Here is a 25,952-nt window from a genome sequence, read left to right on the forward strand (position 1 = left end):
GACATCAGACGAACGAAGGCCCGCGCACGGACCGGTGGTACTTCTGGAGGATGCGCTCCACGCGCATCTGTCCGAGCAGTGACTGGAAGGCCTCGGTGGCCACCAGGGGGCCTTCCACGGCGTCCATGGTCAGCTCCGGCCGCCCCGCCTGCTCCACCATCCAGCGCCCATCCGCGGTGATGGCGAACACGGCGCGCAGGGAGTCGCCGGGCAGCCACACCACCAGGAAGAGGTTCTCGCACTCGCACTTCGGGTCCGCGCACAGCTCGATGCGGTACGCGTAGCGCTGACCGTCCAGTTCCACGCGGCCCAGCATGTCGCGCTCCAGGTCCGCGTCCTCGCCCAGGAGCACCTCCGGAAGCTGGACCTCGAAGGAGCCCTCCAGGCGGCCCATCGCTTCGAGCACCTGTATGCGGCGCTGGGTCACCAGCGCATCGAAGCCCTGCAGGAAGCCCGGCGCCTGGGAGGCCGCGCGCACCACCCCGCCCCAGCGGTCCTGCGCGGGGCGCAATTCGTCATCCAGCAGCGTGCCGTCGGAGGTGAGGGTCAGCGCCGCCTGCTCGCCGCCCGCCGTCACCTTCAGGCTCACGGTGTCACACAGGCATCCGTCGTCGGTGCAGGTGGTGCCATCCACGGACACCGCGCCGTACTCCAGCGTCTGGCAGTCCACGAGGTGGCGGAGCGATTCGTTCACGGTAGGAGTCGTCATCGGAAGGAGTCCTTGAAGGAAGAGAGCCCGCGGCTCACTTCACGTTGGCGAGCGGCGACTCGATGAACTGGCCCTTGCTGGCGAGGTCCTTGAGGTCGACCTGCCCTGCCTCCAGCGGACGGCGCGGGTGCTGCGGATTCTGGCGCACGAGGCGGGTCTTCTCGTGGGCGGAGATGATGGGCAGCAGGCGCACGCCGTCTTTCGGGACCTGGAAGCCCTGCGCCTTCAGCTCCGTGTTCAGGTCCTTGCGGAACAGGTCCGGGTTCTTCGCCAGATGCCCCGTCGTGTACTCGCAGTTGGCGCAGGTGTAGCGCGTGGTGTGGCCGCTGTACGTCACCGCGTGGATCTTCGAGTTGGGCGGCAGCGTGCGCTTGAAGGACTCGGCGACGCTCTTCGCCGCGCCCGCGTCCATCAGCTTCGCGGCGTCGGACTGCTCGCTGTGGGTGAAGGTCGAGTGGAAATCCACGTTGGACGCCGGATCTTTGTACCGGGCCTCCAAGGGCGCTCCCGCCTGCAATGCATCGCGCTTCGGGGTGCGGCCGAAGTCGTCCGAGCCAGCGACCTTGGAGCCGTTGTATTCAAAGCCCGGCGTCTTCGTCTTCGCGTCATCCCGGACGCTGGCGGACACGCGCGTGCCGCCCTGGGTCAGGTCGTGCACGTTGGGGTGGTACTTGCGCTTCATCGCCTCCGGCGGCGGCACGGTGGGGCCCGACGACTTCGTGTAGGCCCCCTCCGTGTGCACCGCGCCGAAGGACGTGGCGAAGAAGTTGGTCTTCTTGCCCAGGGCCGCGCCGCCCTCCGTCTTCCCCTTCAGCCCTTCAGTGCGCGCGTTCGCCTCGATGCCGGCCAGCCGTTGGTGCTCGGTGGACAGCTTCTTGTCCGCGTCCAGGCTCAGCTTCTTGTCCGGGTTCTTGGAGCCATACACCGCGCCGCCAAAGCCATCCGTGAAGACCTTGTGCTCCGGGGGCGGAGGAAGGGGCCGCTCCTTCTTCGGTTTGGCCTGGGCCTGCACCTGGGCCTTGGAGGCGATTGGATTGCTCTGCGCGGCCTGCGTCGCCTTCTTGATGGAGGGGGTCGTCTTGATCTTGGGCATGGCAGCTCCTGGGGACAGGGGAGGCTTGCTTGCATTGTCCCTGATTTGCAATGTCAGGGCAGTAACCGATGTGAACCAAGCGATGCTTGGCCCACCAGAGAGCTTGCGCTGCAGAGGTCAGCGATTGAAGAGGACGCTCTTGCCCGGGGCGTCGCTGCGTGGCGCCGTGCTAGCGTGAGCCTCCTTCCATGAACTTCCGCTTCCAATGCTGGGTGCAGCGGCACGCCAGCCGTCGGGTCACGCTCACGCCGCTGGCGCTCCCCCACCTGGCGGTGCACGCGGACACGCTGGAGAAGGCCACCGAGGAGCTGACGCTGGCGCTGGATGATCAGCTCACCCGCGTGCACCCCCGCCGGGTGCCGGAGTTCATCGCCGCGTCCGGCGGCGTCCTCCACACGCTCGAGGTGCAGGAGGGCATCCCCGTCTGGGGCGCGGAGGAGAACACCGTGTCGCCGCTGCACTTCACCGCCGTCGTCGCCCCCGCGCACCAGTCCTTCATCGGCCTGCACACCCCGCGACTCGGCACGCACCTGTGGTTCCAGGGCAAGGTGCTCCCCCCGGACGCGGCGGAGCGCCTGGGCGAACAGCTGGAGGGCCTCTCCGACGCGCGCCGGCTCGCGCTGCGCCTGGAGGGCGCGGAGTCGCTGGTGGAGCTGGAGGTGCAGGCCACGCCCACCCCGCTCGCCACCCTCACCCCGCGCCAGCTCCGCCTGGACATCCGTCCCCCGCCGCGCCCTCCGGATGCGCCCGTGGAAGGGGCGGACGCCGACCTGCACGACGAGGACGAGGACGCGCTGGAGCTGGACTCGTGGGAGCCGCGCCGCCGCGCCCACCGCCGCGACCCAAGCGCGAAGCCGGAGAAGCCGCCGCCCACGCCCACGTTGGAGCGCATCGCCGTGCCCTGGCACACGCTCGCCCGGGATGGTCAGCTCGACCCCGCGTACGAACAGGACGCCCTGGTGACGCTGCTCCGCGCGCGCCTCGCGGCGAAGGACGCGGAGTCCGTGGTGCTGGTGGGCCCCTCGGGCGTGGGAAAGACGGCGGTGCTCCACGCGCTCGCGCAGGCGCTGCGCGTCCCCTCCGCCGCCGCGTCCGAGCGCGCCCGCCCCTTCTTCTTCCTGGACGGCAGCCGCCTCATCGCGGGCGAGGGCATGGGGGGCGACTGGCAGCAGCAGGTGATCCGCTGCATGCGCGAGGCCGCCGAAGCGCACGCGCTGCTCTGCCTGGGCCACGCGGTGGACCTGCTGGACGCGGGCAAGAGCGCGCACAGCGACCAGAACGTGGCCCAGCTCCTGCTGCCGCTGCTCGCCACCCGCGAGGTGTCCGTGGTGGCCGAGGCCACGCCGGAGACGTGGGCGCAGGTGGAGCGCCGCAACACCAGCTTCGCCCGCCTCTTCTCCGTGGTGCGTGTGGAGGAGCCGCCAACGGACGCGCTCTCCCGCATCCTGGCGCGCGTGGCGGAGGACGACACCGGGCCGAAGCCGCTGGAGGTGCTGCCGGAGGCGCTCGACGAGGCGCGCTTCCTCTGCCGCCGCTTCCTGCCCTACGGGGCCCAGGTGGGCAACGCGGTGGCCTTCCTCCGCCGCCTGGTGGCGACGTGCGCGCACGCCGAACAGCCGCGCGTCACCCGCCTGGACGCCATCCGCCAGTTCGCCTCCGAGTCCGGCATCCCCGAAGCGCTCCTGCGCGACGACGTGCCGCTGGAGCCATCCCGGGTGCGCGCCTTCCTCTCCGAACGGGTGCTGGGCCAGGAGACGGCGGTGGAGCGCGCTGCGGCCGTGGTGTCCGTGCTGAAGGCGGGCCTTGGTGACACGCGCCGCCCGCTGGGCGTGCTGCTCTTCGTGGGCCCCACCGGCGTGGGCAAGACGGAGCTGTCCAAGGCGCTGGCGGAGCTGCTCTTCGGCGCGAAGGAGCGCATGGTCCGCCTGGACATGGGCGAATACGCCGGCCCGGATGCGCTCGTGCGCCTGCTGGGGGACGGCGAGACGCCCGGGCACCTGTCGGCCGCGGTGCGCCGCCAGCCCTTCTGCGTGGTGCTGCTGGACGAGGTGGAGAAGGCGCACCCCGCCGTGCACGACGCGCTGCTCGGCGTGCTGGGCGAGGGCCGCCTCACCGACGCGTCCGGCCGCTTCACCGACTTCCGCAACGCGGTGCTCGTGCTCACCAGCAACCTGGGCGCGGACACCTGGCGCGCCCGCGTGGGCTTCGACGCTTCCGGCGGCGAGCCCGACACCGCCGCCCTGCGCGCGCACTACCTGGCGGAGGTGCAGCGCTTCTTCCGCCCGGAGCTGTTCAACCGGCTGGACGACGTCGTCGTCTTCTCGCCCCTCTCCGTGGACCTGCTGCGCCGGCTGGTGGTGCGCGAGGTGGCGGCCGTGTGCCGCCGCCCGGGGCTGTCCCTCCACGACGCGGCGCTGGAGGTCGCGCCCTCCGCGCTGGACTGGCTGGCGGCGCGCGGCTTCGACCCGCGCTACGGCGCCCGTCCCCTCAAGCGCGTGCTGGAGCGGGAGCTGGTGGTGCCGGTGGCGGCGTGGCTCGCCTCCCACCCCCGGGGCGGCGCGGTGAAGCTGTCCGTCGAGGCCGGTGACGCGGGGCTGTCGCTGCGCGCGGAGGCGGTGGGCGGAGACGCCGAGGGCGTGGGACGGCAGGCCATCGAGCAGGTGCTGGAGGCCGCGGCCAGCCTGCGCGCGGAGGTGCAGCGCTGGAGCCGCTCGGAGCCCATGCTGGGCCTGCGGCGTGAGCTGGCCGTCTTCGACAAGGCGTCCCGCCAGCCGGCGTACTGGGAGGAGCGGGCCCTGGCCGAGACGTCCTCACGCAAGGCGTCCGAGGCGCGCGAGCTGGACAAGGCCTTCCGCGACTGCGCGCAGCAGGCGGAGGCCGTGGAGGACCTGCTCTTCGAGGCGCACCTCACGCGCGCCGTGGGACAGGCGGAAGGCCTGGCCCGCGACGTGGCCGGGCTGCGGCGGGCCTTCCAGCCCCTGCGCGAGCGCATCTACGCCAGCCTCTTCCCTCCCTCGCGCGGCGCCACCCTCATCCTCGTCCCCGGCCGTGGCGCCTGGCCGCACCTGTGCACGCTGGCGAAGGCGTACGAGGCCTGGGCGCAGGCGCAGTCCATCACCTTCCAGCGGTCCCTGCTGCTGCCCGAGGAGCCCAAGAAGGACGCGAAGCCGAAGCCCTCGCGCAAGGCCAAGGACGTCCGGCTCGCGTGGCGTGGAGATCAGAGCGGCCCCCTGCACGAGCTGAAGCAGCCTCCCGCCGCGTACGCGCTGCGGCTCACCCGCGACACGCTGCCGCTCCTGCTGGCGGCCGAGCACGGCGTGCACCGCTTCGTCGAGGGCAGCCAGGCGGCGCTGGTGCGCGTGCGCTTCGAGCCGCAGCCCCTGGCCCTGTACGCGCTGCCGGCGCTGGAGGACCTGGAGAAGTCGCTGACGAAGCAGGAGGTGCGCCGGCTGCGTCCGTCCACCAGCGACGCGGCGACGGGCGGTTCGCTGGAGGACCTGCGCACCGGCGCGAAGCAGCGCTACGGGCCGGCGGGGCCGGACATGGAATCGCTGCTGGAGGCGTGGTTGCAGTGGCGCGTCTTCGGCGCGCGGAAGGAGGACTGACGCCATGGACCTCAAGCTGCCCCTGGTGGTGTCCCCCCTTGGCGGACGGTTGGTGCAGGCCTGGGTGCCCGCCTTCTGGCCCCGGCTGAGCGGCGTGGGCCCCAGCCTCTCCACGCTCCGCGACGAGCTGGCGCTCGCCGTCATGGAGCGCTTCGAGAAGGAGCCCGTGGCCCACGTGGCCTCCTACCAGCTCCCGCCGCACCTGGCCCTGCGGCACGTCAAGGTGGACACGGAGGCGAGGGACCGGGAGAAGAACAAGCGCGTCGTCCTCCAGGGCCGCATGGCCGTGCTGCTGGAGAAGTGGCCGCGCGACGACTTCTGGGTGGTGACGCCCACGCGGCTGCCCGAGGCCCGCTTCGCGCTGGGTGACCCGGACGCGCTGCCCCAGGCGCTCGCGCGCCGGCTGTCCGCGTGGTGCCTGGAGCACGACCTGGAGGGCCTGGACGAGGCCTGGGGCACCGGCCACGAGCGCCTGGAATTGCTGGAGGTGGACGCCTACGCGCCCACCATCCTCCCCCGGACGCCGCGCAGGCCCCCCACCCCACCACGTCGCCGCAAGGCCACCGCCGAGAAGAAGCAGGAGGAGCCAGCCCCGGAGACGCCCGAGCAGCGCGAGGCGCGCCGCAACCGCCGCCGCCTGTCCCTGGTGGAGCTGCGCGAGGTGGCGCGCAACCTGAGCCATGGCGCGCGGGACGGGGCCCTGGAGCGCTGCTTCGGCCGCGAGGCGCTGGTGCGCGAGGTGGTGGACGCGCTGGAGGGCCGCGAGGGCGCCGCGGTGGTGCTCGTGGGCCCGTCCGGCTCCGGCAAGACGGCGCTGGTGCACGAGGCCGTCAGCCGCCTCACCGCGCGGCAGGACGCCGCGGGCACCCGGCGCGACGTGTGGCGCGTGGACGGCAACCAGTTCATCGCGGGCATGATGTACGTGGGCCAATGGGAGGCCCGGGCGCGCGGCGTGGTGCGGGAGCTGGTGGAGGTGGGCGACCTGCTCTACGTGGACGACCTGGCGTCGCTTGTCTACGCGGGGCGCACCCGCAGCGAGCGCACCAACGTGGCGCAGTACCTGGAGCCCCACCTGGCGCGCGGCGAGCTGACGGTGCTGGCCGAGTCCACGCCGGAGCGCTTCGAGCGCGTGCGCGAGGAGGCCCCCACCTTCGCCTCCCTCTTCCGCGTGGTGCACGTGCCCGCGCTGGACGCGCGCGCCACCCTGCCCGCGCTGCTGGGCACGCTGCGCGAGCTGGAGGCCGAAAGCCACGCGGGCGCGGTGCGGCTGTCCCCGCTGGCGCTGGAGACGCTGCTCGATTTGCAGCAGCGCTTCGTCGCGCACGAGGCCTTCCCGGGCAAGGCCGTCCGGCTGCTGCGCCGGGTGGTGTCGCGGCACGGCACCGAGGAGGGCGGCGTGCGCCGCTTCACGCAGGAGGACGTCACCTCCGCCATGCGCGAGCAGACGGGCCTGCCGGACTTCGTGCTGGGCAGCGCGCCGCCGAAGACGCGCGACACCCTGGAGCGCGAGCTGGCCGCGCAGGTGGCGGGCCAGCCGGAGGCGGTGTCCGCGGTGGTGGACGCCATCCTCACGTTGCAGCGCTCGCTGCAGCCGCCGGACAAGCCGCTGGCCACCTACCTCTTCGTGGGCCCCACCGGCGTGGGCAAGACGGAGACGGCCAAGGCCCTGGCGCGCACCCTCTTCGGCGGCGAGGGGCGGCTGGTGCGCTTCGACATGTCGGAGTTCGTGTCCGCGTCCAGCATCACCCGACTGCTCGGCATGCCGGGCGCGCCGGATGGTGAGCTGACCACCGCGCTGCGCACCCAGCCCTTCTGCGTGGTGCTCTTCGACGAGGTGGAGAAGGCCCACCCGCGCATCTTCGACGCCCTGCTCCAGTTCCTGGGCGAGGGGCGGCTGACGGACGGCGCCGGCCGCACGGTGGACGCGCGCCAGGCGGTGGTGGTGCTGACGTCCAACCTGGGCGTGCGCGAGGCCGCGGCCCGCAGCGGCTTCCACCGCACGGCCGACAGCGCGGAGGCGCACTACCTGTCCTCCGTGCGCGCCTTCTTCCGCCCGGAGTTCTTCAACCGGTTGGACCGGGTGGTGCCCTTCCGCCCGCTGACGCCCGCCGCGCTGCGCGTGGTGGTGGAGCACGCGCTGGAGTCGCTGCTGTCGCGCCGGGGCATCCGCCGGGGCAACGTGCTGGTGGAGGTGGAGCCCGCGCTGTTGGATCTGCTCGTGGAGCAGGCCTACGACCCGCGCTACGGCGCCCGGCCCCTCAAGCGCGCGCTGGAGCGGCGCCTCACGGTGCCCCTGGCCCACCACCTGGTGCTGCGGGGCGCGGAGGACCTGGCCCGGGTGGAGCTGTTCCGCCGGGGCGACGACATGGGCCTGTCCGTGGAGCTGATGGCGCGTGAGCCGGCCTGGGCGCCGGAGCCGGACCCCACGGCCTGGACGCTGGCGGACGTGTCGCGCGTGCTGGAGGAGACGGCGGCTCGGCTGGACGCGCTCGGGAACCCGGAGCCAGGCTCGAAGGTGGGCCCGGAGGCGGTGGAGCTGGTGGAGCGGCTGGAGCGCCTGCGCGCGGAGGCGGTGGACATCCGGGAGAACGAGCTGTCGGAGCGCGACTTCCTGGAGACGGAAGCGGCGGTGCCCAAGGAGATCTCTCGTGGGTACGACTGGAACCGCAACCCCGGGCGTGGCGGCCTCCGGGCCCGGCCGGCCTATGCGTCGGTGCCCCTGCCGGTGTCCCGCGAGGAGCGGCTGCGCCGCTGCCGCCCGCGCGTGGTGGACCTGCGCGACGAGACGGACTGGCTGGCGCATCAGCTCGCCTGCCGCGAGCGGGGCCCGGACGTACGGGCCGTGCTCGTCGAGGGCCTGGGCGACGCGCCCGTGGCCGCGCTGGAGGCGGTGGTGCGTGCGCTGCCGCAGGCGCTGGGGCGCGCGGCGGTGCACGAGGAGCGCGTGGAGCCGGACGGCCGCATCGCGTGGGCGGCGCCCGGTTCGCAGCGTCCGGCGGGGGTGCGGGTGCGGCGCATCGCCGTCAGCCTGACGGCCATCGGCCTCGCGGAGGTGCTGGCGCCGCTGGAGGGCTACGCGCTGGTGGAGACCCTCCGGGGCGATGGGGCGCGGCTGGCGCCCGTGCGCGTGGAGCTGATGGAGGGGGACCCGGGCCTGATGGACGACGTGTCCGGGCCGGTGGCCGCGCGCGATGCGGTGCGCGCGGTGGAGCGCGAGGCGCGGCGGGCGGGGACGGCGAAGGAGCAGGGCCGGGGCCGCGCGGTGGTGGAGGGGAGCGAGGGCGCGCTCCTCCACCTGGCGAGCCGGCGCACGCCGTCGGACGCGCTCGCGTGGGCCGGCTGCGTGCTGCGGCGCGCGGCCCGGGAGGAGGGCTGAGCCATGGACAAGAACTTCCACCTCTTCGTGCGCCGCTACCCGGGGGTAGGCGTGGCGGCCCACGTGCTGACGCACCCGCACCTGGCGTCGTTCGCCAGCGACCTGGGCACCGCGCGCCTGGACATCGCGGAGGTGGTGGGTCGCCTCCTGCGCCGTGGCGAGCTGCGGGACGAGCTGACGCACTGGGAGGACCTGCGCCAGCGCCGCATGGCCTTCACCGTGCGCGCCATGCAGCACGGGCGGCTGCTGGCCGTGCCGCTGCGCCTGACGGTGGTGACCCACGGCGGGAGGGGCGGGGCCCGGGCCGCGCGCAAGGCCGACGCGGCGAAGGGGCCGCTGCGCGTCTGGGTGCCGCGCGTGGGCGTGGAGGGCACGCTGCACGACGCGGCGGACCTGGAGTCCTACGTGGAGGAGCTGGTCCGGCATGAGCTGTACCTCGCGCCGCTGGAGCGGCTGCACGGGCTGGCGTACCTGGGCGAGGAGTCGGTGGAGACGCTGTCCGTGCCGTCGCGCGTGAAGCAGACGCCGAAGGCCCGCGCCACGGAGGAAGCGGCGAAGCAGTCCCGGCGCCTGCCGCCTCCCGCCGGACTCGCGGAGGCCAGCCGCTGCCTCAACGAGGAGGCGCGCGCCGGGCTCCTGGAGCGCGCATGGGAGCGCGACGCGGAGGTGGCCCGGCTCGCGGAGGCCGTCACCGCGGGCGCCCGCGCCAGCGTGCTGCTGGTGGGCCCACCGTCGGTGGGCAAGACAGCGCTGGTGCACGAATTGGTGCAGCGCGCGGAGGCCGCCGTCGCGGGCCATTCCCTGCACGGCCTGGAGGTGTACAGCACGTCGGGCGGACGCATCATGGCCGGCATGCGCTACCTGGGGCAGTGGCAGGAGCGCGTGCAGCGCATGGTGGAGGCGCTGCGCGTGCGCCGCGCGGTGCTGCACCTGGACAGCCTGTCGGAGCTGCTCTCGCTGGGCGGCGGTGACACCGGCCTGGACGTGGCGCGCCACCTGCTGCCGGCCCTGGAGGGCGGCGAGGTGGCGCTGGTGCTGGAGGCCACCCCGGAGGACGTGGCCCGCGCGGAGCGGACGCACGGGGCCTTCCTGCAGGCGCTGCGGCACTTCTCCGTGGCGCCCCTGGCCCCCGGGGCCGCGCGCACCGCGCTCCAGCAGGCCTCGCAGCGGGTGGCCCGCGCGCGCAAGGTGCGCTTCACCGGGGACGCGCTGGAGCGCGCCGCCGAACTGACGGAGCGCTTCGGAGACGGCCCGCCGCCCGGCGGCGCGGTGTCCCTGCTGCGCTCGGCCAGCACCCAGCCCTCCCCCACCAACGAGGTGGACGCGGCCGGCGTGACGCAGGCGTTCTGCACGCGCACCGGCTACCCGCGCGAGCTGGTGGACACGTCCGTGCGCCTGGACCCGGAGGCCCTGCTGCGGCGCTTCCGCGAGCGCATCGTCGGGCAGGACGAAGCCACGCTGCTCCTGCGCAACCTCATCGTCACGCTGAAGACGGGGCTGGCGGACCCGTCCCGTCCGCTGGGCGCCTTCCTGCTGCTGGGCCCCACCGGCGTGGGCAAGACGGAGTCCGCGCTGGCCCTGGCGGAGTACCTCTTCGGCGACACGTCCCGGCTGGCCCGCTTCGACATGGCGGAGTACGCGGCGCCGGGCAGCGCCGCGCGGCTGGTGGGCGAAGGGGGCGGCCAGCAGGGCGGCCTCGCGCGCCGGGTGCGCGAGCAGCCCTTCGGCGTGGTGCTGCTGGACGAGGTGGAGAAGGCGGACGCGGGCGTCCATGACCTGCTGCTCCAGGTCCTGGGCGAGGGACGCCTCACGGACGGCACCGGCCGCACCGTCAGCTTCCGCAACACCGTGGTGCTGCTCACCAGCAACCTGGGCGCGGACAGCGCGGGGCGCTCGCTGGGCTTCGGCGGGGGCAGCGTGCGCGACCTGGAGCAGCACTACCTGGGCGCCGCCACCGCCTTCTTCCGGCCGGAGCTGCTGAACCGGTTGGATCAGGTGGTGCCCTACCGGCCCCTCACCCCGGAGGTCATCCGAGCCCTGGCGCGGCGCACGCTGGAGGCGGCCCTCACGCGCGAGGGGCTCACCCGTCGGGGCGTGAAGGTGTCCTTCGGCGAGGACGTGGTGGAGCACCTGGCGCGCACCGGCTTTGATGCGCGCTATGGCGCCCGGCCCCTGAAGCGCGCGGTGGAGCAGCTCGTGGTGACGCGGCTGGCCCAGTGGCTCGCCGGTCACGCGAGCACCCCGCCCTCCCAGGTGGTGCTGCGGGTGGGGCCCCAGGGCACGGTGGAGCTTGGCTAGCTCGCGCTCAAACCCTTGGGCAATCCAAGGGCGCGTGTGTGATTCATTGCGCCAATGTCAGGCGCCTGACCTCCTCGTCGGGCACCAGCTCCCTCCCTGAAACCCCGCTGGCGGAGCCTCAGCGGCCGGCTCACTGCACTTTCACAGCAGCACCGAAAGTCATGCTTTAACAGAAAGAGTGGCTATCCTCCCCTGCCGCGTCTCACAGCGGAACCTGCCCATGACGGGCAGAGGAGGATCCATGGTGCACTGGCTCAAGCGCGTTCAGGACAAGGTTCGTTCACGGCCCGCCGCATCCCTGGGAGGGAGCGCATTCCTGGTGACGGGACTCGCGGCGGTGTCGCTGCTGCTGGCTCCCGCTGGCGCGGCGGCCCAGGACAACGACTCACCCTGCCCCTTCTCGGGCGTGCTCTGCCTGTTCGAAGGCGTGGACTACACGGGCGAGGTCTGGAACGTCCGTTCGCTCACGCCCGGCGTGGGCGTCTGCGTCAACCTCCCGGAGCATGGCTGGGAAGACCGGGCGTACTCGGCCATGAACACGAGCAGCTACTACGCGTCGCTGTTCCTCAACGAAGACTGTGTCGGCCGTCCGTACCCCGTCGAGCCCTACTCGGGACAGAGCCCATTGCCGTTCCAGCCGAAGAGCGTCTGGGTCTACTGAGCTTCGCGGTTCGCGGAGGAGCCTGCCCATGACGGGCAGTGGAGGAGCATCCATGCACGGGTTTGAGAGCATCCAGGCTGAAGGACGTTCACCGCGTCGTCGTTTCCCCAGGTCCCGCCTCCTCGCGGGGGCTGCCGCCCTGGCGATGACGGCCCTGCTGCCCGCGGGCGTGTCCGCCCAGGACAGCGATTCGCCCTGCCCCTTCCCGGGCACCCTCTGCCTCTTCGAGGGCGAGGACTTCACGGGCGAGGTCTTCATGGTGCAGGCGCTCGATCCCCAGCAGGGGACGTGCGTGAACCTGCCGGAGCACGGGTGGGAGGGACGGGCGAACTCGGCCATCAACACCAATGGGATCACCGCGTCCCTGTTCTTCAACGAGGACTGCGACGGAGGCCCGCACCCCATCGATCCCCACACCTCGGTCAGCAGCCTGGGGTTCCACCCGAAGAGTGTCTGGGTCTACTGAGCCACGCCTCGGCTCATGCCGGACGCGGCGGTCCCCCCGGGACCGCCGCGACGGCGCGCTCGACTACCGGCGCTCGCTGTCCAGGTGGTGCATCTGCTCCGCCCCGTAGCGCTCGCCGGAAATCGTCACGAGCGACTCCAGCGCCGTCACGTCCTCCTTCGACAGTGACCGCGTGAGGGCCCCCAGCGCGTCGTCCAGCTGCGCCCCCGTCTTCACGCCCACCACGGGAACGAACGCCGGCTGGCGCGCGAGCACCCAGGCAATCGCGAGCTGACCCGGCGTCATCCGGCGCTCCTGGGCGAAGCGCTGGAAGGCGGCCACGCTGTCCTGGTTCTTCTCGCCGTTCTCGCCGGTGAAGCGCGGCAGCCAGGCGCGGAAGTCCCCCTTCCCCTTCGGCTTGCTCCCCGTCAGCAGCCCCCGGGAGAAGACGCCGTAGAGCGTCGCGCTGATGCCCAGCTCCTTGAGCGCGGGGAAGATGGCGGCCTCCGGGCCACGGCTCGCCACCGAGTACTCAATCTGGAGGTCCACGATGGGGTGCACGCGGTGCGCTCGGCGGACCGTCTCCACGCCCATCTCGGACAGCCCGATGTGGCGGACGTACCCGGCCTTCACCAGGTCGGCGATGGCACCGATGGTGTCCTCGATGGGGACGGCGGGGTCCAACCGCGCCGGGCGGTAGATGTCGATGACCTCCACCCCCAGCCGCTTCAGGCTGTAGGCGGCGAAGGTCTTCACCGCCGCGGGGCGCATGTCCATGCCCATCCAGCTTCCGTCCGGCCCTCGGAGCGCGCCGAACTTCACCGACAACTGGACGCGCTCCCGCCGGCCCGCGATGGCGCGCCCCACGAGCAGCTCGTTGTGGCCCATCCCGTAGAAGTCCCCGGTGTCGATGAGCGTGACGCCCTGGTCGATGGCGGATTGGATGGTGCGGACGCTCTCCGCGTCGTCCGTCGCGCCGTACATGCCCGACATGCCCATGCACCCCAGCCCCAACGGGAACACCTCCGGGCCCGTGGCACCCAGCTTCACCGTGCGCTGCGCCTGCTGCGTCTCTTGCGTGGCCATGTGTCGCCCCTTCCGTGTGAAGGGAGATTCATCATTCGCCATGCAGAAATCCATTGAATAGGCTGTATCCCAATCATGCATGACATCTATGGAAGGAACCTGGACCTCAACCTGCTCCGCGTCTTCGTCGTGGTGGCGGAGGCCGGCAGCGTCACGGCGGCGGCCGAGCGCCTCTACCTCACGCAGCCCGCGGTCAGCGCGGCGTTGCGGCGTCTGGCCTCCACGGTGGGCACGCCCCTCTTCGTCCGCGCGGGGCGGGGGCTGGCGCTGACCACGCGCGGCGAGCGCCTGCTCGCTTCGGCGCGGCCGCACCTGGGCGCGCTCGTCGACGCCACGCTGTCACCGGTGGCGTTCGACCCGAAGACGAGCGAGCGGACGGTGCGCATCGGCCTGTCGGACGTGACGGAGGTCTGGCTGCTCCCTCCCCTGCTCCGGATCCTCGCCCGGGAGGCGCCGCGCATGCGGCTGGTGATCCTCCCCGTCCAGTTCCGCACCGTCGTGGAGGCCCTGACCGGCGCCACCGTGGACCTCGCGGTGACGGTGGCGGACGCGCTCCCGGCGGGCACGCGGCGCATCGAGCTCTTCACCGGCAGCTTCGTGTGCCTCTTCGACCCACGCCACGCGCGCATCCCGAAGCGCCTCACCCTGGAGCGCTACCTGGAGCACGAGCACGTCATCGTCTCCTACAACGGGGACCTGCGCGGCGTCATCGAGGACCACTTCGACGTCCAGCGCCGGGTGCGCGTGTCGGTGCCGACGTTCCAGAGCATCGGGGCCCTGGTGGATGGGAGCGCGCTGCTGGCCACGGTGCCGGCCATGGTCGCGCGCGACATCCTCCGGCTGCGCCCGCACCTGAAGACGACGGCGGTGCCGCTCGCCCTTCAGGGCACGCCCCTGGAGCTGCTCTGGCGGGGCGCGGTCGACGACGACGAGGCCATCCGCTTCATCCGCGACCGCGTGGTGCAGGTGACGAAGGAGCTCTGGAGCGGCGCGTAGCTGGCCCGGTCGCCCCCACGCGCCCGCGTCCATGACGGAGCGGGCGCGCGGTTCGTGCGACTACTTCTCCTGGGTGACCTTGTTGTCCATGCCGGTGCGGCTGATCTTCGGCTTCGACTTGCCGTGGCCGCGCTTCCAGGTGACGGTGTTGGACATCCCCGTCACGGAGATGAGGCGGGTGGCCTCCACCTTCACGACGTTGCTGGAGCCGTTGACGGTGACGCTCTTGCACTCGCCGGTCAGCGTGATGTTGTTGGACGCGCCGGTGATCTCCACCGTGCTGTCCGGCTTGCACTCGTGGGTCGCGGTCTCTCCCGAGCCGGTGACGTCGATGGTGGCCTCCTGCTCCGAGTCCTCCTCCGCGATGGCCGTCATCGGGCCGAAGGTACACGCCACCATCATGAACACCGCGGTGCCGAGCTTCCTGTTCATCTGTCATTCCCCCTGATGTGAGGTGCGGGCCAGGTGTGGCGCCGCGCCCCCCCATCTACGTAGCGGTCGGCGGGAGATTCAACTTTCGTGACAAGGCTTGTGCCCGCCCGTCATCAACCTCACGCGCCCGCGGTGACCCGCATGCCGAGCATGGGGCGGTACGCCGCGCGGTAGGACCAGGCCAGATAGGCCTCCAGGGCCAGGAGCACCACCGACAGCTCCACGCCCGAGGGCTCCAGGAAGACGTGGAACAGGAAGATGTTCACGATGACGGGCGCGATGAGCGCCAACGCCAGCGGCACGAAGCGGTTGGCCAGGAACATCGCCCCGGCCACCACCTCCGTGCCCTTCACCAGCCAGAACAGGTAGCCCGTCGCCTTCATCGCGATGCCGAAGGCGGCCCCCGGGCTCGCCGGATCCAGTTTCGGCGGCGGGATGAAATCGAAGAAGCCGTTGAGGCCGAAGACGAAGAAGACGAGCCCCAGCAGCAGGCGGGCCCCCGTCGGCAGGTGACGGGCCAGCGACTTCTTCTGGGGAGCCTCCACGGTGGTGGAAGCGTTGGGAATGGAGGTGGCCATGGGGTGTGCTCCGGGAAAGAGGGCGTGCCGCATCCGGCGGGGTGCGCGGGCTTCTACTCCGCGACGAACGAGGCGCCCACCCATCGACACCGATTTCATCTTCCTTTGAGGCCCACACACCGCCCCGCCGGTGCCTCCCCCGCCCGTCGGGTTCAGCGCCCACCGTCCGCGTGGACCGCGAAGACGTCCCGCAGCCCCGCGATGAGCGCGTTGCCAGGGTATGCCTCGCCGAGCGGCCCCAGCGCGTCACGCAGGGCCGTGAAGAGGGCCTGGACGTGGTGGGCGTTCAAGCCATCCCACGTCAGATCCCGGACGATGGCCTGGCTGCCTTCCCGGAAATTCTCCACCGCCGTGACATAGGGCGCGGCCGCGGGGATGTTCATGCGCAGGAGCAGCCCGAGCAGCGCGAGGACCTCCGTGAAGTCATACCGGCCCGACTTCGCGTCGTGGAAGGTTTCGAGGCGGACGTACTCCGGACGGAACCAGGAGCCGACGTAGCCGGCGGCCTTCGCGGCGCTGTCCTCCACGCTCACGGTGAGCTGCGAGTGGAGGTCCGGGTCCACCTCGGTCACCAGGGACTTGCGGACGGTCACCGACTTCAGGGCGGTGCTGTCGAAGCGGCGCCGGGGCAGCGTGCGCAGCGGCGTCCCATGGAAGGTCACCACCTCCAGCTTCGGCAGCCGCGTGAGGACCTCCGGGAAGTCCCACATGAGCTGGACCTGGCTCCAGCCCCCGAAGACCCTCCGGACGTAGGCATACGGGTTGTTGACCAGGTTCACCGTCCGCAGCTCGACGCATTCCGCGAGCGAGTCCGGCAGCCGCCAGACGCAATTGCTCTCCAGGTCCAGCACCCGGAGCTTCTTCAGCGCCCCGATGGACTCCGGCAACGTCCGCAAGCCGTTGCCGCGCAGGTCCAGCTCCCGCAGCTCCGTGAGCTGCCCCAGGGCCTCCGGGAGCGTGCGCAAGTCGTTGCGCCGGAGGTTGAGCTTCTCCAGTCGGCGGAACTGGAACAGCTCTTCCGGCAGCGACGTGAGGCCCTTGTCCTCCAACGACACGCTCTTCACCTTGTCGGGCTCCGCCAGCTTCTTTGAAACCAGCTTTCGGAACGCGTCCCGAACGCTGGTGAAGGCGGGACGGGAGATGGGCTTGCCCGCGCTCAGCAGGCTGCGCGCCTTGTCGAGCTGGACGCGCTCGCCGGCCACCACCTCCGGGACGAAGACGCCCTTGACGTCGAAGGGGTCGTCCGACGCCTCCACCCCGTCCGACACCGCGAACACCTTCGAGCCCTGGCCCTGGTAGCGGTAGGCATCCACGGGGCCCTCCACCCGGAGGGCGTAGTCCGAAGCGACGGTGCGGGCCACGAGCGCGCCGCCCACGTGGACGCTGCCGTGGTTGTAGACCGCCACGAAGTCCCCGGTCATCACGTCACCGGTGACGTGCAGCCGCGAGCCACCGATGGCGATGCTCGTCGCGACGAGGTGGCCGTGGACCTGGAGGAACGGCCCGAAGTCGTTCTCCGCGTTGAACAGGCAGCCCTCGACGGTGAGGTTGCCGCGCACGATGAGCCCGGCGAAGGGCGGCGCGTCCGGGTCGTCCAGCGCGAAGATGCCCTGGCGGAAGTCGAGCCACAGCTCGTGAGGCACGACGACGTCGCCGGAGAGGATGAGGACACGGTCGTCGTCCTGTTCGGAGTTGCCCGGGACCCGCACCGAGCCCTTCACCTGTTCCCAGGTGGAAGACTCGAAGGCGAGGTCGCTGGACCAGGCGCCCTTGGCGACCCGCGCCGCGACCTGCTTGCGCGCGAAGGCCCCGGCGTCCTCGGCGGAAGCGAAGGTGCGGGACTCGCGCTTGCCGTCCGTGCCGGACCTGCCGTGGTGCAGGTCCAGCCGCTCACCGTGCCAGGCGTAGGACCAGAACTTGCGGGCCGTCCCCTCCAGGCCCTCGAGTCGCATCGCCAGACGGGGAGAAGCCACGGGGAGCTGGGGCGTCTTCATGGCCCCGACTTCTAGAGGGGAGGCGGCTTGAAGGCCAGGGCGTGGGCGCGGCCCCGATGCTTTCGGGCACCGGCCTCGCGCCCCTTCTTCTACCGGGTGCCCACCGCCGCCGCGCCCGCGGCCTGGCGCCGGGCGACGAGGGCACCGAAGACGCCCGCGGTGAAGAACATGATGACGCTGTAGATGGCGGCGGGGATGGCCATCACGCTGTCATTGAGCAGGCGCGGGCTGGACGCGATGGCGATGGCGAGCGTGCCGTTGTGGATGCCCACCTCCATCGCGATGGCCACCGCCTGCTTGCGATCAATGCGCAGCAACATGGGCACCACGAAGCCCACCGCCATGCTGGCCAGGTTGAAGGCGAGCGCCGCGAGCCCCACGCTCTGGAAGTACGTGACCAACTGCTCACGCTCCTTGAACGTCGCCGCGAGCACCACCAGCACCAGGAACAGCGCGGAGATGATGCGCACGGGCCGGTCCAGCCCGTCCGCGAGCGCCGGCTTCTTCGCGCGCACCATCATTCCCAGCGAGATGGGCACCAGGACGATGGCGAACACCTGGAGGATCTTGGCGAACTGCAACGGGATGGCGCGCTCCTCTCCCATGAAGTGCGACAGGGAGAGGTTCACGATGAGCGGCAGCGTGAACAGCGACAGCACGCTGTTGACCGCCGTCAGGCTGACGTTCAGCGCGACATCCCCCTTGGCCAGGTGGCTGAAGAGGTTCGCCGTCGCGCCGCCCGGCGAGGCCGCGAGCAGCATCAACCCCACGGCGAGCTGCGGAGGCAGGCCGAAGCCGCTCGCGATGCCGTAGCAGATGAGCGGCATCAGCAGCGTCTGACAGCCCAGGCCCACCAGCGCCGCGCGAGGGAACTGGGCCACGCGGCGGAAGTCCGCCAGGGTGAGGCTCAGGCCAAGCCCGAGCATGATCACCCCCAACGCGATTGGCAGGAACACCTCGGTGACGACACTGGTCTGCATTGCGGGCCCCCGGCGAAAGCACCCACTCTGACAGAAAGCCCCTTTTCGGAGGACCCGGATCCGTTCATCCGGCGCGCTGGAGCAGCACCGCCCCGCCGTCCACGTCGAGCCCCCGGGCGACCTCCGGCTACGACGCGGGGCGGCGACAGCCCCCGCGCCGGAACGCCTTGCCGGGGCTCAGCCTCGGACGCGGGAGGGCATGACGCCCTGCGCCTGGGAGTCCTGGGAGGAGAAGGACTCCTGCACCGGCTGGAGCCCCGTGCGCTCCGCTTCGTTGACGGATTCGAGCGCGTCGGAGATCGCGGCCAGCTCTTCCTGCACGCGCCCCAGGCCCAGCTCCGCGTCGGGCGCCACTCCCCCTCCGCTCTGTCCGTTGACCTGGACGAGCTGGGCGACCAGGCCTTCGATGCTCCAGCGCAGGCGGGTGAGCTCCGCCTCCAGACGGTCCGCGTTGCGCGCCAGCCGCTCGCGCTGCCCGCGCTGCGCGTCGATGGCCGCCACGGCGCTGCGCAGCGAGGCACACACCTGCGGATCCTCCGAGGCGTTGATGCGCGCGGCGAGCGTCGCGCGCTCCGCGTCGAGCCGGGCCAGCAGATCCGGGCTGACCTCGCGGCGCAGGCCCTGCTCCCGCTCCCGCAGGGCGTGGCACGAGCGGCGCAGCGCCAGCACGGACTCCTCGCCGCCGCTGACGAACTCGCGCACCGCGGGCGTCGCCTTGCGGTAGGCGGCCTCCAGCCGGTCGCAGACCTCATCCAGCTCCCGCAGCCGCGCATCCTCCTGGAACACCGCGACCGCGTCCGGGACGCGCTTCGCGGATGCACCGGAGGCCTGGTTCGAGGCCAGGTGCCCCCCGGCTCCCAGGTGGCCGCCCGCGGCCAGCCGGGCGTTGCGGCCGACGGTGGCCCCCGCCCCGACGCTGGCGCCGCGCTCCACGGTCGCCCCCTCCTGGATGGTGGCGCCCCAGCCGACCACGGCGCCTTGCTGCACCGTCGCGCCACGCTGCACGGTGGCGCCCATGCGGATGACGGTATTGGATTCGATGACCGCCTCCTCCTGCACCGTCGCCCCCATCTCGATGACCGCGCCGGGCTCGATGCGCGCCGAGGACGCGATCTCCGCCCCCGCGCCGATCCGCGCCGCCGCATTCACGTTCGCCCCCGCGCCGCCCGCCGCGCCCATGGCGCTGCGGATGAGGAACAGGACGCCGGAGCCGATGGCGAGCGTGCCCGCGGGGATGAAGAGCCAGTCCGTGGTGAAGGCCCCCAGGAGGCCGAAGCTCGCGCCCCCAAGGAAGAGCCCTCCCCCCACGGTTCCCAGGACACGCTGGACCGCCGACTGGCGCGCCGCGAGCCTGGCCAATGCGCGCTCAGAGGGCCCTCGCCCCTTCTTCTCCATTGTGCCTCCCATGTTCTCCACGGGAGGGGTTCTATCGCGGTTTGGCCCTCCTGGGCGCGGCAACCCGAGGCCCTGGCGCCCTGCGGCTAGGGGGCCTCCCCCAGGCCGTCCATCGCCGCCGCGACGATGCGCGCGGCGGCGTCCGGCCGGTCCTGCCCCATGCGCAGCGTGTTGACCGAATAGACGAGCCGCCGACGCAGGTCGCGCGTGGCCCCCATCCCGTTGTTGTAGCCGTGCCGGTCGCCGCTCTTTGCCCACAGCGTGACCCCGTTGACCTCCATGCGGGTCAGCCCCGCGCTGTAGGAGGCACGGCCGCCCCCCACGGAGGGCACGGCCGGGACGGTGAACAGCTCCTCCATCTGCGCACGCGGCAGCAGCCGGCCCTGGAAGAGCGCGACGAGGAAGCGATCCAGGTCGGCCGTGGTGGAGATCATCTCGCCCGCGGCCCAGGGGACGGACTGGCTCGCCTCGGTGACGTCCACCAGGCACTGCCCCCGGTAGGAGATGGCACCCGACGGGCACACCTCCCCTTCCGCCTCGACCCGCTCATAGCCATGGGCATGCGGCCCCGGAATCGTCACGACGTTGCCGGGCACCAGGGTGTCCCGCAGCCGCAGCGGGCGCAGGATGCGGTCGCGCACCGCGTCCCCGTAGGGGCGGCCCGTCACCTGCTCGATGAGCAGCCCGGCGACGATGTAGCCGATGTTGCCGTACTGCTGCTGCGCACCCGGCGCGAAGCGCGGCCCCGCGGGCAGCGACAGGGAGACGAGCTCCCGGGGGCTGTAGCGCCGGAAGCGGTTCTCGAAGAACCACGCCGGATCCTTCTGCGGCACCGGCACCCCCGGCAGGCCATGGGTGTGATTGAGCAGCTGCCGCACGGTGATGGGCGCGTAGACGCCCGCGGGCAGCAGGCGCGGCAGGTACTCCTGGACGGGCCGGTCCAGGTCCAGGCGGCGCTCGGCGGCGAGCTGCAACACGACCGTGGCCGTGAAGGTCTTGGTCATGCTGCCGATGCGAAAGAGGGCATCCGCCCGCACCGGCGCCCCCGTCTGGACGTCGGCCACGCCGGACGCCCCGAGCCACCGCCCCGCCACGCCCTCCACCCGGACGAGCGCGCCGGTCACCTCCGCGTCCGGCAGGCCCGCGATGGCCTGCCGGAGGGCCTCGCGATTGAGCGGAGGCAGCCGCGCCCCCGCCTCCATCTCCAGGACCGTCGTCTCGCGCTCGCCCAGCTCCGGGACGCCTGCTGGCGGGAGGTCCGGACCACAGGCGGGCGCCATCACGCCCGCGATCAACGTCATGCCCAGCCGCAAGCCACGGTGCAGGACCGCCATGTTCCATCTCCTCGTTGGGAATGCCGGGACACCGGCAAGGGATGGAACACCGCCCTCCTCCCGGGCTGTCACCCCGCCCGGGTTCCAGGCCCGCCGCGCATCACCGGTGCTGGGAGTCCCCCGGGGACGTGCCGCAGGCCAGGCAGTCCGCGGAGCAGCTGTCGTAGGTGTTGCCGTTGCCGCACGACTCGGTGAACTGACAGACGCCGTCCCCGCACGAATAGATGTCCTGGGGGCGCAGGTGCGTGGTGATGGGCAGGTAGGTGACGCCATTGACGACGCAGCTCTTCCAGAAGGCGCGCGTCGCATCGCGGGTGCAGACGGTGGCGCACGCGCCCATGTGCAGGATGGGAGGACACTCCGTGTTCTCCCCGCCCGACTTGGAGGAGAGCCCACAGGCCCGCGTGGTGCTCTCCTTCTTCTTGAGGACCCGGTCGCTGCCGGCGAAGAGCCCCTCGCCGGTGAACAGGTTGCCGAAGAAGCAGGCCTCCAGCTCCGAGTACGTGGCGGCCTCGCTGGAGGTCACGGGGATGGCGACGCCCGCCGAGTCCCGGCCCCGCGCCGAGATGGGAACCGAGACGCCGAACTTGTTGACGTGCGCGGCGAGGCAGGCGGAGAGCAACTGCTGCTCCGCCACGGTGACGGGGCGGCCCTGGGTCCAGCCGGTGGCCAGCCCCAGCGCTCCCGCCCAGGAGTGGCTCGTGCCCGTGACGGGGTTGGTCCAGGTGCGCGTCTGGCCCGAAGGCAGGGCGCAGGCAACGACATACTTCATCACCATGTCCGAGTACGCGACGGATTCATTGCCATTGAACCAGGTCGCGAACGAAGGGGCGGACAGGCCATTCGTGGACAGGCCGTTCGTCGACAAACCGTTCGTGGACAGTCCATTCGTGGACAAGCCGTTCGTCGACAAGCCGTTCGTGGAAAGGCCGTTGACCGAGATGGACTCCTGCGCGACCCAGCCATGCTCCAGGAGGGGCGACTCGCCCGGCCCGTCTCCGACGCAGCCGCCCGCGCCCAGCAGCAGTCCAAGACACGCGCCAGCAATGACCCGGTCCATCCGCGACGTCTGTGTTTTCATTCGAGCCCCCCCAGAGGACTTGTGGTGGCCCGGGCCAGCGTCAGCCTCAAGCCACCACTCACCTCAGCCTAGCGAGCGCGGCTGCTGAAAACCTTTACCCCCGCGTGAGGGGTTGAATTGACCTGGACCCGGACCTCCTGCCATCCGCGCTTACCTGCCAATCCTGATTCAGTGTCATTCCCCTGGAAGTAGTGGTGGGGGTGTCACGGGCGCGGCGAGTGTTCAGCACGACAAAGGAGGCCTGGCGCGAGCGCATCACCAGATGACGTCCCTACCGTTTCAACGGAGAGTCGCGTCCATGCGCAATGGACTCCTGACCGCGACCTTCGCCACCCTCCTGCTGAGCGCCGCCCACGAAGCGGAGGCGCAGACGGCCCGGCCTCCGACGAAACAGGAAGGCAACCTGGCGCCGGGGCGTGGTGGCGACAGTCAGCAGTCCGTGCCGCGCCAGGGCGCCGCCCCTCCGGGCGCGCCCGTGGAGACGGCGCCGCCCAACGTCCCGGAGTTCAAGCCCGCGTTCCCCGGGCAGACGCGCGCGCCCGCGGTGAAGACGCGCACGCCGCTCGTGGTGACGGAGGTCGCCGCGGGCTTCAACAAGCCCTGGGCCATCGCCTTCCTTCCGGATGGCCGCTTCCTCGTCACGGAGAAGCCCACGGGCTCGCTCTTCATCGTCACCGCCGACGGCAAGAAGTCACCCCCGGTGGCGGGCCTCCCCAAGGTGGACGGCCGGGGACAGGGCGGGCTGCTCGACGTGGAGGTGGGGCCCGACTACGCGAAGAGCGGGCTCATCTACTGGACCTATTACGAGCCTCGCGAGGGCGGCAACGGGCTGGCGGTGGCGCGCGCGCGACTGGTGGACGGCCCGAAGCCGCGCATCGAAGGACTCCAGATCATCTTCCGCATGCAGCCCACGCTGGAGTCGACGCTGCACGCGGGCGGACGGCTCGTCTTCACGCCGGACGGCAAGCTCTTCGTCACGCTCGGCGAGCGCTCCGTCCTCAAGGGCCGCGTCCAGGCGCAGGACCTCAAGAGCGACTTCGGCAAGGTCGTCCGCATCCTCCCGGACGGGTCCATCCCCAAGGACAACCCCTTCGTGGGCAAGAAGGACGCCCGTCCGGAGATCTGGTCCTCCGGACACCGCAACATCCTCTCCGCCGCGCTGGACGCGCAGCAGCGGCTCTGGGTCGTGGAGATGGGACCGCGCGGAGGCGACGAGCTCAACCGCCCCGAGGCCGGCAAGGACTACGGCTGGCCCACGATTGGCTATGGCGAGGAGTACTCGGGCGAGCCCATCCACAAGACGACGCAGGCCTCCGGCATGGAGCAGCCTGTCTATTATTGGGATCCGGTCATCTCGCCCTCGGGGCTCACCCTCTATTCAGGGGCGCTGTTCCCGGAGTGGAAGGGGAACTTCTTCATCGGCGGCCTGTCCAGCCAGGCGCTCGTGCGGCTCGTCATGAAGGACGACCGCGTGGTCGGCGAGGAGCGCCTGCTCACGGAGCGCAACGCGCGGATCCGCGAGGTGGTCCAGGGGCCCGACGGCGCGCTCTACGTCCTCACGGACGACTCGAACGGCCGCCTGTGGAAGCTCACGCCCGGGGCCACTCCGCCGGGCCGAGCCCCCTGAGCTTCCGTCCCCAGCTCAGCGGTTGCGCGTCATGACGCCGCCCTGCTCCAGCAGGCCGAAGAGCTCCACGAGCGCCTCCACGGGGAAGACGTGGCCGTACTCCGCGTGGGCCGCGTCGCGGATGTCCGCCACGGAGCGCTTGCCGTCGGCGTAGCTCGCGAGCGCGTCGGCCAGTTGGTAGAAGCGCAGCTCGCCCTCCCCCCGCGCTCGCAGGGCCGTGGCCGCAGCGGTCATGGCGGCCTTCACCACGGCCGCCCGGGGCTGGGCCCCTGCCCCCGCACGGCGCGCCACCCCGTCGAACGAGGCCAGCTCCTGGCCCTTCACGCGGCGCGGAACGAAGGCCCGCGCCCGGCGCTCGGCCTCGCCAGGCGCAGGCTCGCGAAGGGAGCCCCCGCGCGCCTTGGCGTCCGCCTCCACGCGCTTCAGGGCCTGGGACTCGGCGGTCTCCAGCGCCTTGATCAGGGGCTGCACCGCCGCTGCGGGCGCGCCCAGGGGCACGCAGGAGCGCAGGGCGTCGCGCTCGCGCTGGTAGCCCGCGCGCACCCCGGCGCGGGCCAGGCGGGCGGTGTCCGCCAGCTCCGCGACGGGCGCCGAGGCCAGGGCGCCGCGGGCCCGGAACTCGTCCTCCGCCACGCGCCGCACGCCGTGCACCGACACCAGGCGCGCCAGCTCCAGGGCGCCCGCGCCCTCCGCCCAGGCGGCGACGGTGATGGAGGCCAGCGCCACGAACGCCGAGCGGTGCAGCTGGGTGGGGTCCACGAACTCCGGCCGGTCGCCGCTGGTGTGGTAGCCGTCATCCGGCCAGGTGGAGAACGCCACGCCGGGGATGCCGTGGTCGTTGAAGAGCTGGTGGTCGGAGCCCCGGCTGTAGCGCTCCATGTGGCCGTCCATCGGGTCATTCGATCCGGTGACGGAGCCGATGCGGAAGTCCTTTCGCGGCGGGTAGGCCACGCCGTTGAAGCGGTTCATGAAGGCCACCGTGGACTCGGACACGGCGTTCACGAAGCTGCCATTCCAGTCCGGGGTGTACGACACCATGAAGCGCGAGTGGGCGCGGGTCAGGCTGGCGCCGAGCATGTCGAAGTTGAACTGGGCCACCCGCCGCACCGGCTCCGCGCCGTGGAGGGAGAACCATTCACGGGTGCCCTCGAACTCCGGCAGCCACAGCACGCGCAGGGTGCGCACCGGCGGCGGCAGCACGCCCCGGCGGATGAGCGTGGTGTACGTGCGCACCAGCTCCAGCAACGTGGCGGCCCCGGACGCGTTGTCGTCCGCCCCGGGCTTGTAGTGGTCCAGGTGCGCGGTGAGGACGACCTCCTCCCCGGCGAGGGTGCCGGGGATGACGCCGCTGACGATGCTGAGGTGTCCCGTGGGCGCTTCCGTGGCCACGCTCACGTCCACCTTCACCGGGCCCGCCTCCAACTGGGTGCGCAGCTCGCGCCCCTGCCGGTCGGAGATCATGAACACGAAGGGCGCGCTCCTGCCCTGCGGCACCAACCCCGGCGGGACATGGGCCCAGCCCACCTGATCCGGGAAGTCGCCGTCCATGCGGTGGGGGGCGTTCCAGGACGGCGTCGAATACGACGACACCACGCCCACGGCGCCGAGCTTCGCCACGGCGGTCTGCAGGGCGGCGGCGGGATGGCCCCGGGTGAGCGCCACCTTGCCCTTCAGGTCCTTGCCTGCGTACTCCGCGTCCCGGGCACCCGTGCCCACGTCGACCAGCTCCAGGCCCGCGCCCTCGAAGCTGCCGCTGCCACCCGCAAGGGACATGGGCAGGTCGGCGTAGGACGTCACCCGGTAGCGGTGGGGACCGGCCACCCACAGCTCGCCATGGGTGGCGCGCCACTGGGGGCCGTCCTTCATCGCCTCCGCGCGCACGTCCTGGAGCCCCGCGGCCCGGGCGGCGGCCATCGTCCACGCCGCCGCCTCGGCGTAGCCGTCCTGCGAGTCCCGGGAGACGAGGGCGATCCGCTGCACGCCGTCGTGGATGCGGTCGCCGGAGCTCTCCTGGATGAGGGCCCGCACCACGTCGTCCCGCAACACCAGACCGGTGGTGGGCGACACGGGCCCCAGCGGCGACGGGGCCGTCTGGGCGGCGGCGCTGAGCGCGGCGAACAGGACGAGGGCGGCGAAGGGGAACGGGCGGGTGCGCATGGAGGGCTCGGAAAAGGGCGCTGACGTGGTGGGGCGGGAGCGTGCCGTCGCTCAATTGCTATCACCCGCGGATCCATTTATGCGAGCGGGCCTTCGCTTCCCCCA

The 25,952-nt window shown here is 72.0% G+C and carries 18 protein-coding genes; 7 read left to right on the top strand and 11 right to left on the bottom strand.

The window, feature by feature from the left end:
• Nucleotides 1–4: 4 nt before the first annotated feature.
• Nucleotides 5–709, bottom strand: a complete 705-nt coding sequence (locus OV207_RS13435; RefSeq protein WP_267555586.1) for a hypothetical protein — start codon at nt 707–709, stop codon at nt 5–7.
• Nucleotides 710–743: 34 nt separating this feature from the next.
• Entirely contained in the window at nt 744–1,802 is a 1,059-nt protein-coding gene (locus OV207_RS13440; RefSeq protein WP_267555588.1) for a hypothetical protein, read from the bottom strand.
• Nucleotides 1,803–1,990: 188 nt separating this feature from the next.
• Here OV207_RS13440 and OV207_RS13445 point away from each other — a divergent pair, with 188 nt between their 5' ends.
• From OV207_RS13445 to OV207_RS13465, 5 genes are all read left to right on the top strand, one after another.
• Complete coding sequence (locus OV207_RS13445; RefSeq protein ID WP_267555590.1) at nt 1,991–5,407, top strand: AAA family ATPase; 3,417 nt, start codon at nt 1,991–1,993, stop codon at nt 5,405–5,407.
• Nucleotides 5,408–5,411: 4 nt separating this feature from the next.
• The gene (locus OV207_RS13450) at nt 5,412–8,783 is read left to right on the top strand and encodes an AAA family ATPase (RefSeq protein WP_267555593.1); all 3,372 of its coding nucleotides are present in this window, start codon (nt 5,412–5,414) and stop codon (nt 8,781–8,783) included.
• 3 nt (nt 8,784–8,786) lie between these two features.
• Nucleotides 8,787–11,081: an AAA family ATPase gene (locus OV207_RS13455; RefSeq protein ID WP_267555595.1), complete on the top strand. Its 2,295-nt coding sequence runs from the start codon at nt 8,787–8,789 to the stop codon at nt 11,079–11,081.
• 319 nt (nt 11,082–11,400) lie between these two features.
• Entirely contained in the window at nt 11,401–11,742 is a 342-nt protein-coding gene (locus OV207_RS13460) for a peptidase inhibitor family I36 protein (RefSeq protein WP_267555597.1), read from the top strand.
• 52 nt (nt 11,743–11,794) lie between these two features.
• Nucleotides 11,795–12,208, top strand: a complete 414-nt coding sequence (locus OV207_RS13465) for a peptidase inhibitor family I36 protein (protein WP_267555599.1) — start codon at nt 11,795–11,797, stop codon at nt 12,206–12,208.
• 63 nt (nt 12,209–12,271) lie between these two features.
• On the opposite strand, the gene OV207_RS13470 is transcribed toward OV207_RS13465, so the two are convergent.
• Entirely contained in the window at nt 12,272–13,273 is a 1,002-nt protein-coding gene (locus OV207_RS13470) for an aldo/keto reductase (protein WP_267555601.1), read from the bottom strand.
• Between the two features lie 75 nt (nt 13,274–13,348).
• Here OV207_RS13470 and OV207_RS13475 point away from each other — a divergent pair, with 75 nt between their 5' ends.
• A complete protein-coding gene (locus tag OV207_RS13475) occupies nt 13,349–14,269 on the top strand; it encodes a LysR family transcriptional regulator (RefSeq protein WP_267555603.1) in 921 nt (306 codons plus the stop codon).
• Nucleotides 14,270–14,329: 60 nt separating this feature from the next.
• On the opposite strand, the gene OV207_RS13480 is transcribed toward OV207_RS13475, so the two are convergent.
• The 7 genes from OV207_RS13480 to OV207_RS13510 form a co-directional block, all read right to left on the bottom strand.
• The gene (locus OV207_RS13480) at nt 14,330–14,701 is read right to left on the bottom strand and encodes a DUF3060 domain-containing protein (protein ID WP_267555605.1); all 372 of its coding nucleotides are present in this window, start codon (nt 14,699–14,701) and stop codon (nt 14,330–14,332) included.
• A 119-nt stretch (nt 14,702–14,820) separates the two neighbouring features.
• A complete protein-coding gene (locus tag OV207_RS13485) occupies nt 14,821–15,279 on the bottom strand; it encodes a DoxX family protein (RefSeq protein WP_267555607.1) in 459 nt (152 codons plus the stop codon).
• A 152-nt stretch (nt 15,280–15,431) separates the two neighbouring features.
• The gene (locus tag OV207_RS13490) at nt 15,432–17,273 is read right to left on the bottom strand and encodes a hypothetical protein (RefSeq protein ID WP_267555609.1); all 1,842 of its coding nucleotides are present in this window, start codon (nt 17,271–17,273) and stop codon (nt 15,432–15,434) included.
• An 89-nt stretch (nt 17,274–17,362) separates the two neighbouring features.
• Complete coding sequence (locus OV207_RS13495) at nt 17,363–18,253, bottom strand: bile acid:sodium symporter family protein (RefSeq protein ID WP_267555611.1); 891 nt, start codon at nt 18,251–18,253, stop codon at nt 17,363–17,365.
• 177 nt (nt 18,254–18,430) lie between these two features.
• On the bottom strand, nt 18,431–19,561 hold the full coding sequence (locus OV207_RS13500) for a hypothetical protein (protein WP_267555613.1): 1,131 nt from the start codon (nt 19,559–19,561) through the stop codon (nt 18,431–18,433).
• Between the two features lie 173 nt (nt 19,562–19,734).
• Nucleotides 19,735–20,982 carry a serine hydrolase domain-containing protein gene (locus OV207_RS13505; protein ID WP_267555615.1) on the bottom strand — a complete coding sequence of 416 codons (1,248 nt, stop codon included), beginning with the start codon at nt 20,980–20,982 and terminating at the stop codon, nt 19,735–19,737.
• Between the two features lie 100 nt (nt 20,983–21,082).
• A complete protein-coding gene (locus tag OV207_RS13510; protein ID WP_267555617.1) occupies nt 21,083–22,063 on the bottom strand; it encodes a hypothetical protein in 981 nt (326 codons plus the stop codon).
• A 298-nt stretch (nt 22,064–22,361) separates the two neighbouring features.
• Between OV207_RS13510 and OV207_RS13515 the strand changes: the two genes are divergently transcribed.
• Nucleotides 22,362–23,690: a PQQ-dependent sugar dehydrogenase gene (locus tag OV207_RS13515; protein WP_267555619.1), complete on the top strand. Its 1,329-nt coding sequence runs from the start codon at nt 22,362–22,364 to the stop codon at nt 23,688–23,690.
• 15 nt (nt 23,691–23,705) lie between these two features.
• Here the strand turns inward: OV207_RS13515 and OV207_RS13520 are convergent, their stop codons facing one another.
• A complete protein-coding gene (locus OV207_RS13520; protein ID WP_267555621.1) occupies nt 23,706–25,847 on the bottom strand; it encodes a M28 family peptidase in 2,142 nt (713 codons plus the stop codon).
• Nucleotides 25,848–25,952 lie beyond the last annotated feature (105 nt).

Source organism: Corallococcus sp. BB11-1, assembly GCF_026626625.1.
Classification (GTDB): Bacteria; Myxococcota; Myxococcia; order Myxococcales; family Myxococcaceae; genus Corallococcus; species Corallococcus soli.

Coding starts and splice junctions, on each gene's coding strand:
- OV207_RS13435 (WP_267555586.1), bottom strand. CDS start 709: ATGACGACTCCTACCGTGAACGAATCGCTCCGCCACCTCGTGGACTGC.
- OV207_RS13440 (WP_267555588.1), bottom strand. CDS start 1,802: ATGCCCAAGATCAAGACGACCCCCTCCATCAAGAAGGCGACGCAGGCC.
- OV207_RS13445 (WP_267555590.1), top strand. CDS start 1,991: ATGAACTTCCGCTTCCAATGCTGGGTGCAGCGGCACGCCAGCCGTCGG.
- OV207_RS13450 (WP_267555593.1), top strand. CDS start 5,412: ATGGACCTCAAGCTGCCCCTGGTGGTGTCCCCCCTTGGCGGACGGTTG.
- OV207_RS13455 (WP_267555595.1), top strand. CDS start 8,787: ATGGACAAGAACTTCCACCTCTTCGTGCGCCGCTACCCGGGGGTAGGC.
- OV207_RS13465 (WP_267555599.1), top strand. CDS start 11,795: ATGCACGGGTTTGAGAGCATCCAGGCTGAAGGACGTTCACCGCGTCGT.
- OV207_RS13470 (WP_267555601.1), bottom strand. CDS start 13,273: ATGGCCACGCAAGAGACGCAGCAGGCGCAGCGCACGGTGAAGCTGGGT.
- OV207_RS13475 (WP_267555603.1), top strand. CDS start 13,349: ATGCATGACATCTATGGAAGGAACCTGGACCTCAACCTGCTCCGCGTC.
- OV207_RS13480 (WP_267555605.1), bottom strand. CDS start 14,701: ATGAACAGGAAGCTCGGCACCGCGGTGTTCATGATGGTGGCGTGTACC.
- OV207_RS13485 (WP_267555607.1), bottom strand. CDS start 15,279: ATGGCCACCTCCATTCCCAACGCTTCCACCACCGTGGAGGCTCCCCAG.
- OV207_RS13490 (WP_267555609.1), bottom strand. CDS start 17,273: ATGAAGACGCCCCAGCTCCCCGTGGCTTCTCCCCGTCTGGCGATGCGA.
- OV207_RS13495 (WP_267555611.1), bottom strand. CDS start 18,253: ATGCAGACCAGTGTCGTCACCGAGGTGTTCCTGCCAATCGCGTTGGGG.
- OV207_RS13505 (WP_267555615.1), bottom strand. CDS start 20,982: ATGGCGGTCCTGCACCGTGGCTTGCGGCTGGGCATGACGTTGATCGCG.
- OV207_RS13510 (WP_267555617.1), bottom strand. CDS start 22,063: ATGAAAACACAGACGTCGCGGATGGACCGGGTCATTGCTGGCGCGTGT.
- OV207_RS13515 (WP_267555619.1), top strand. CDS start 22,362: ATGCGCAATGGACTCCTGACCGCGACCTTCGCCACCCTCCTGCTGAGC.
- OV207_RS13520 (WP_267555621.1), bottom strand. CDS start 25,847: ATGCGCACCCGCCCGTTCCCCTTCGCCGCCCTCGTCCTGTTCGCCGCG.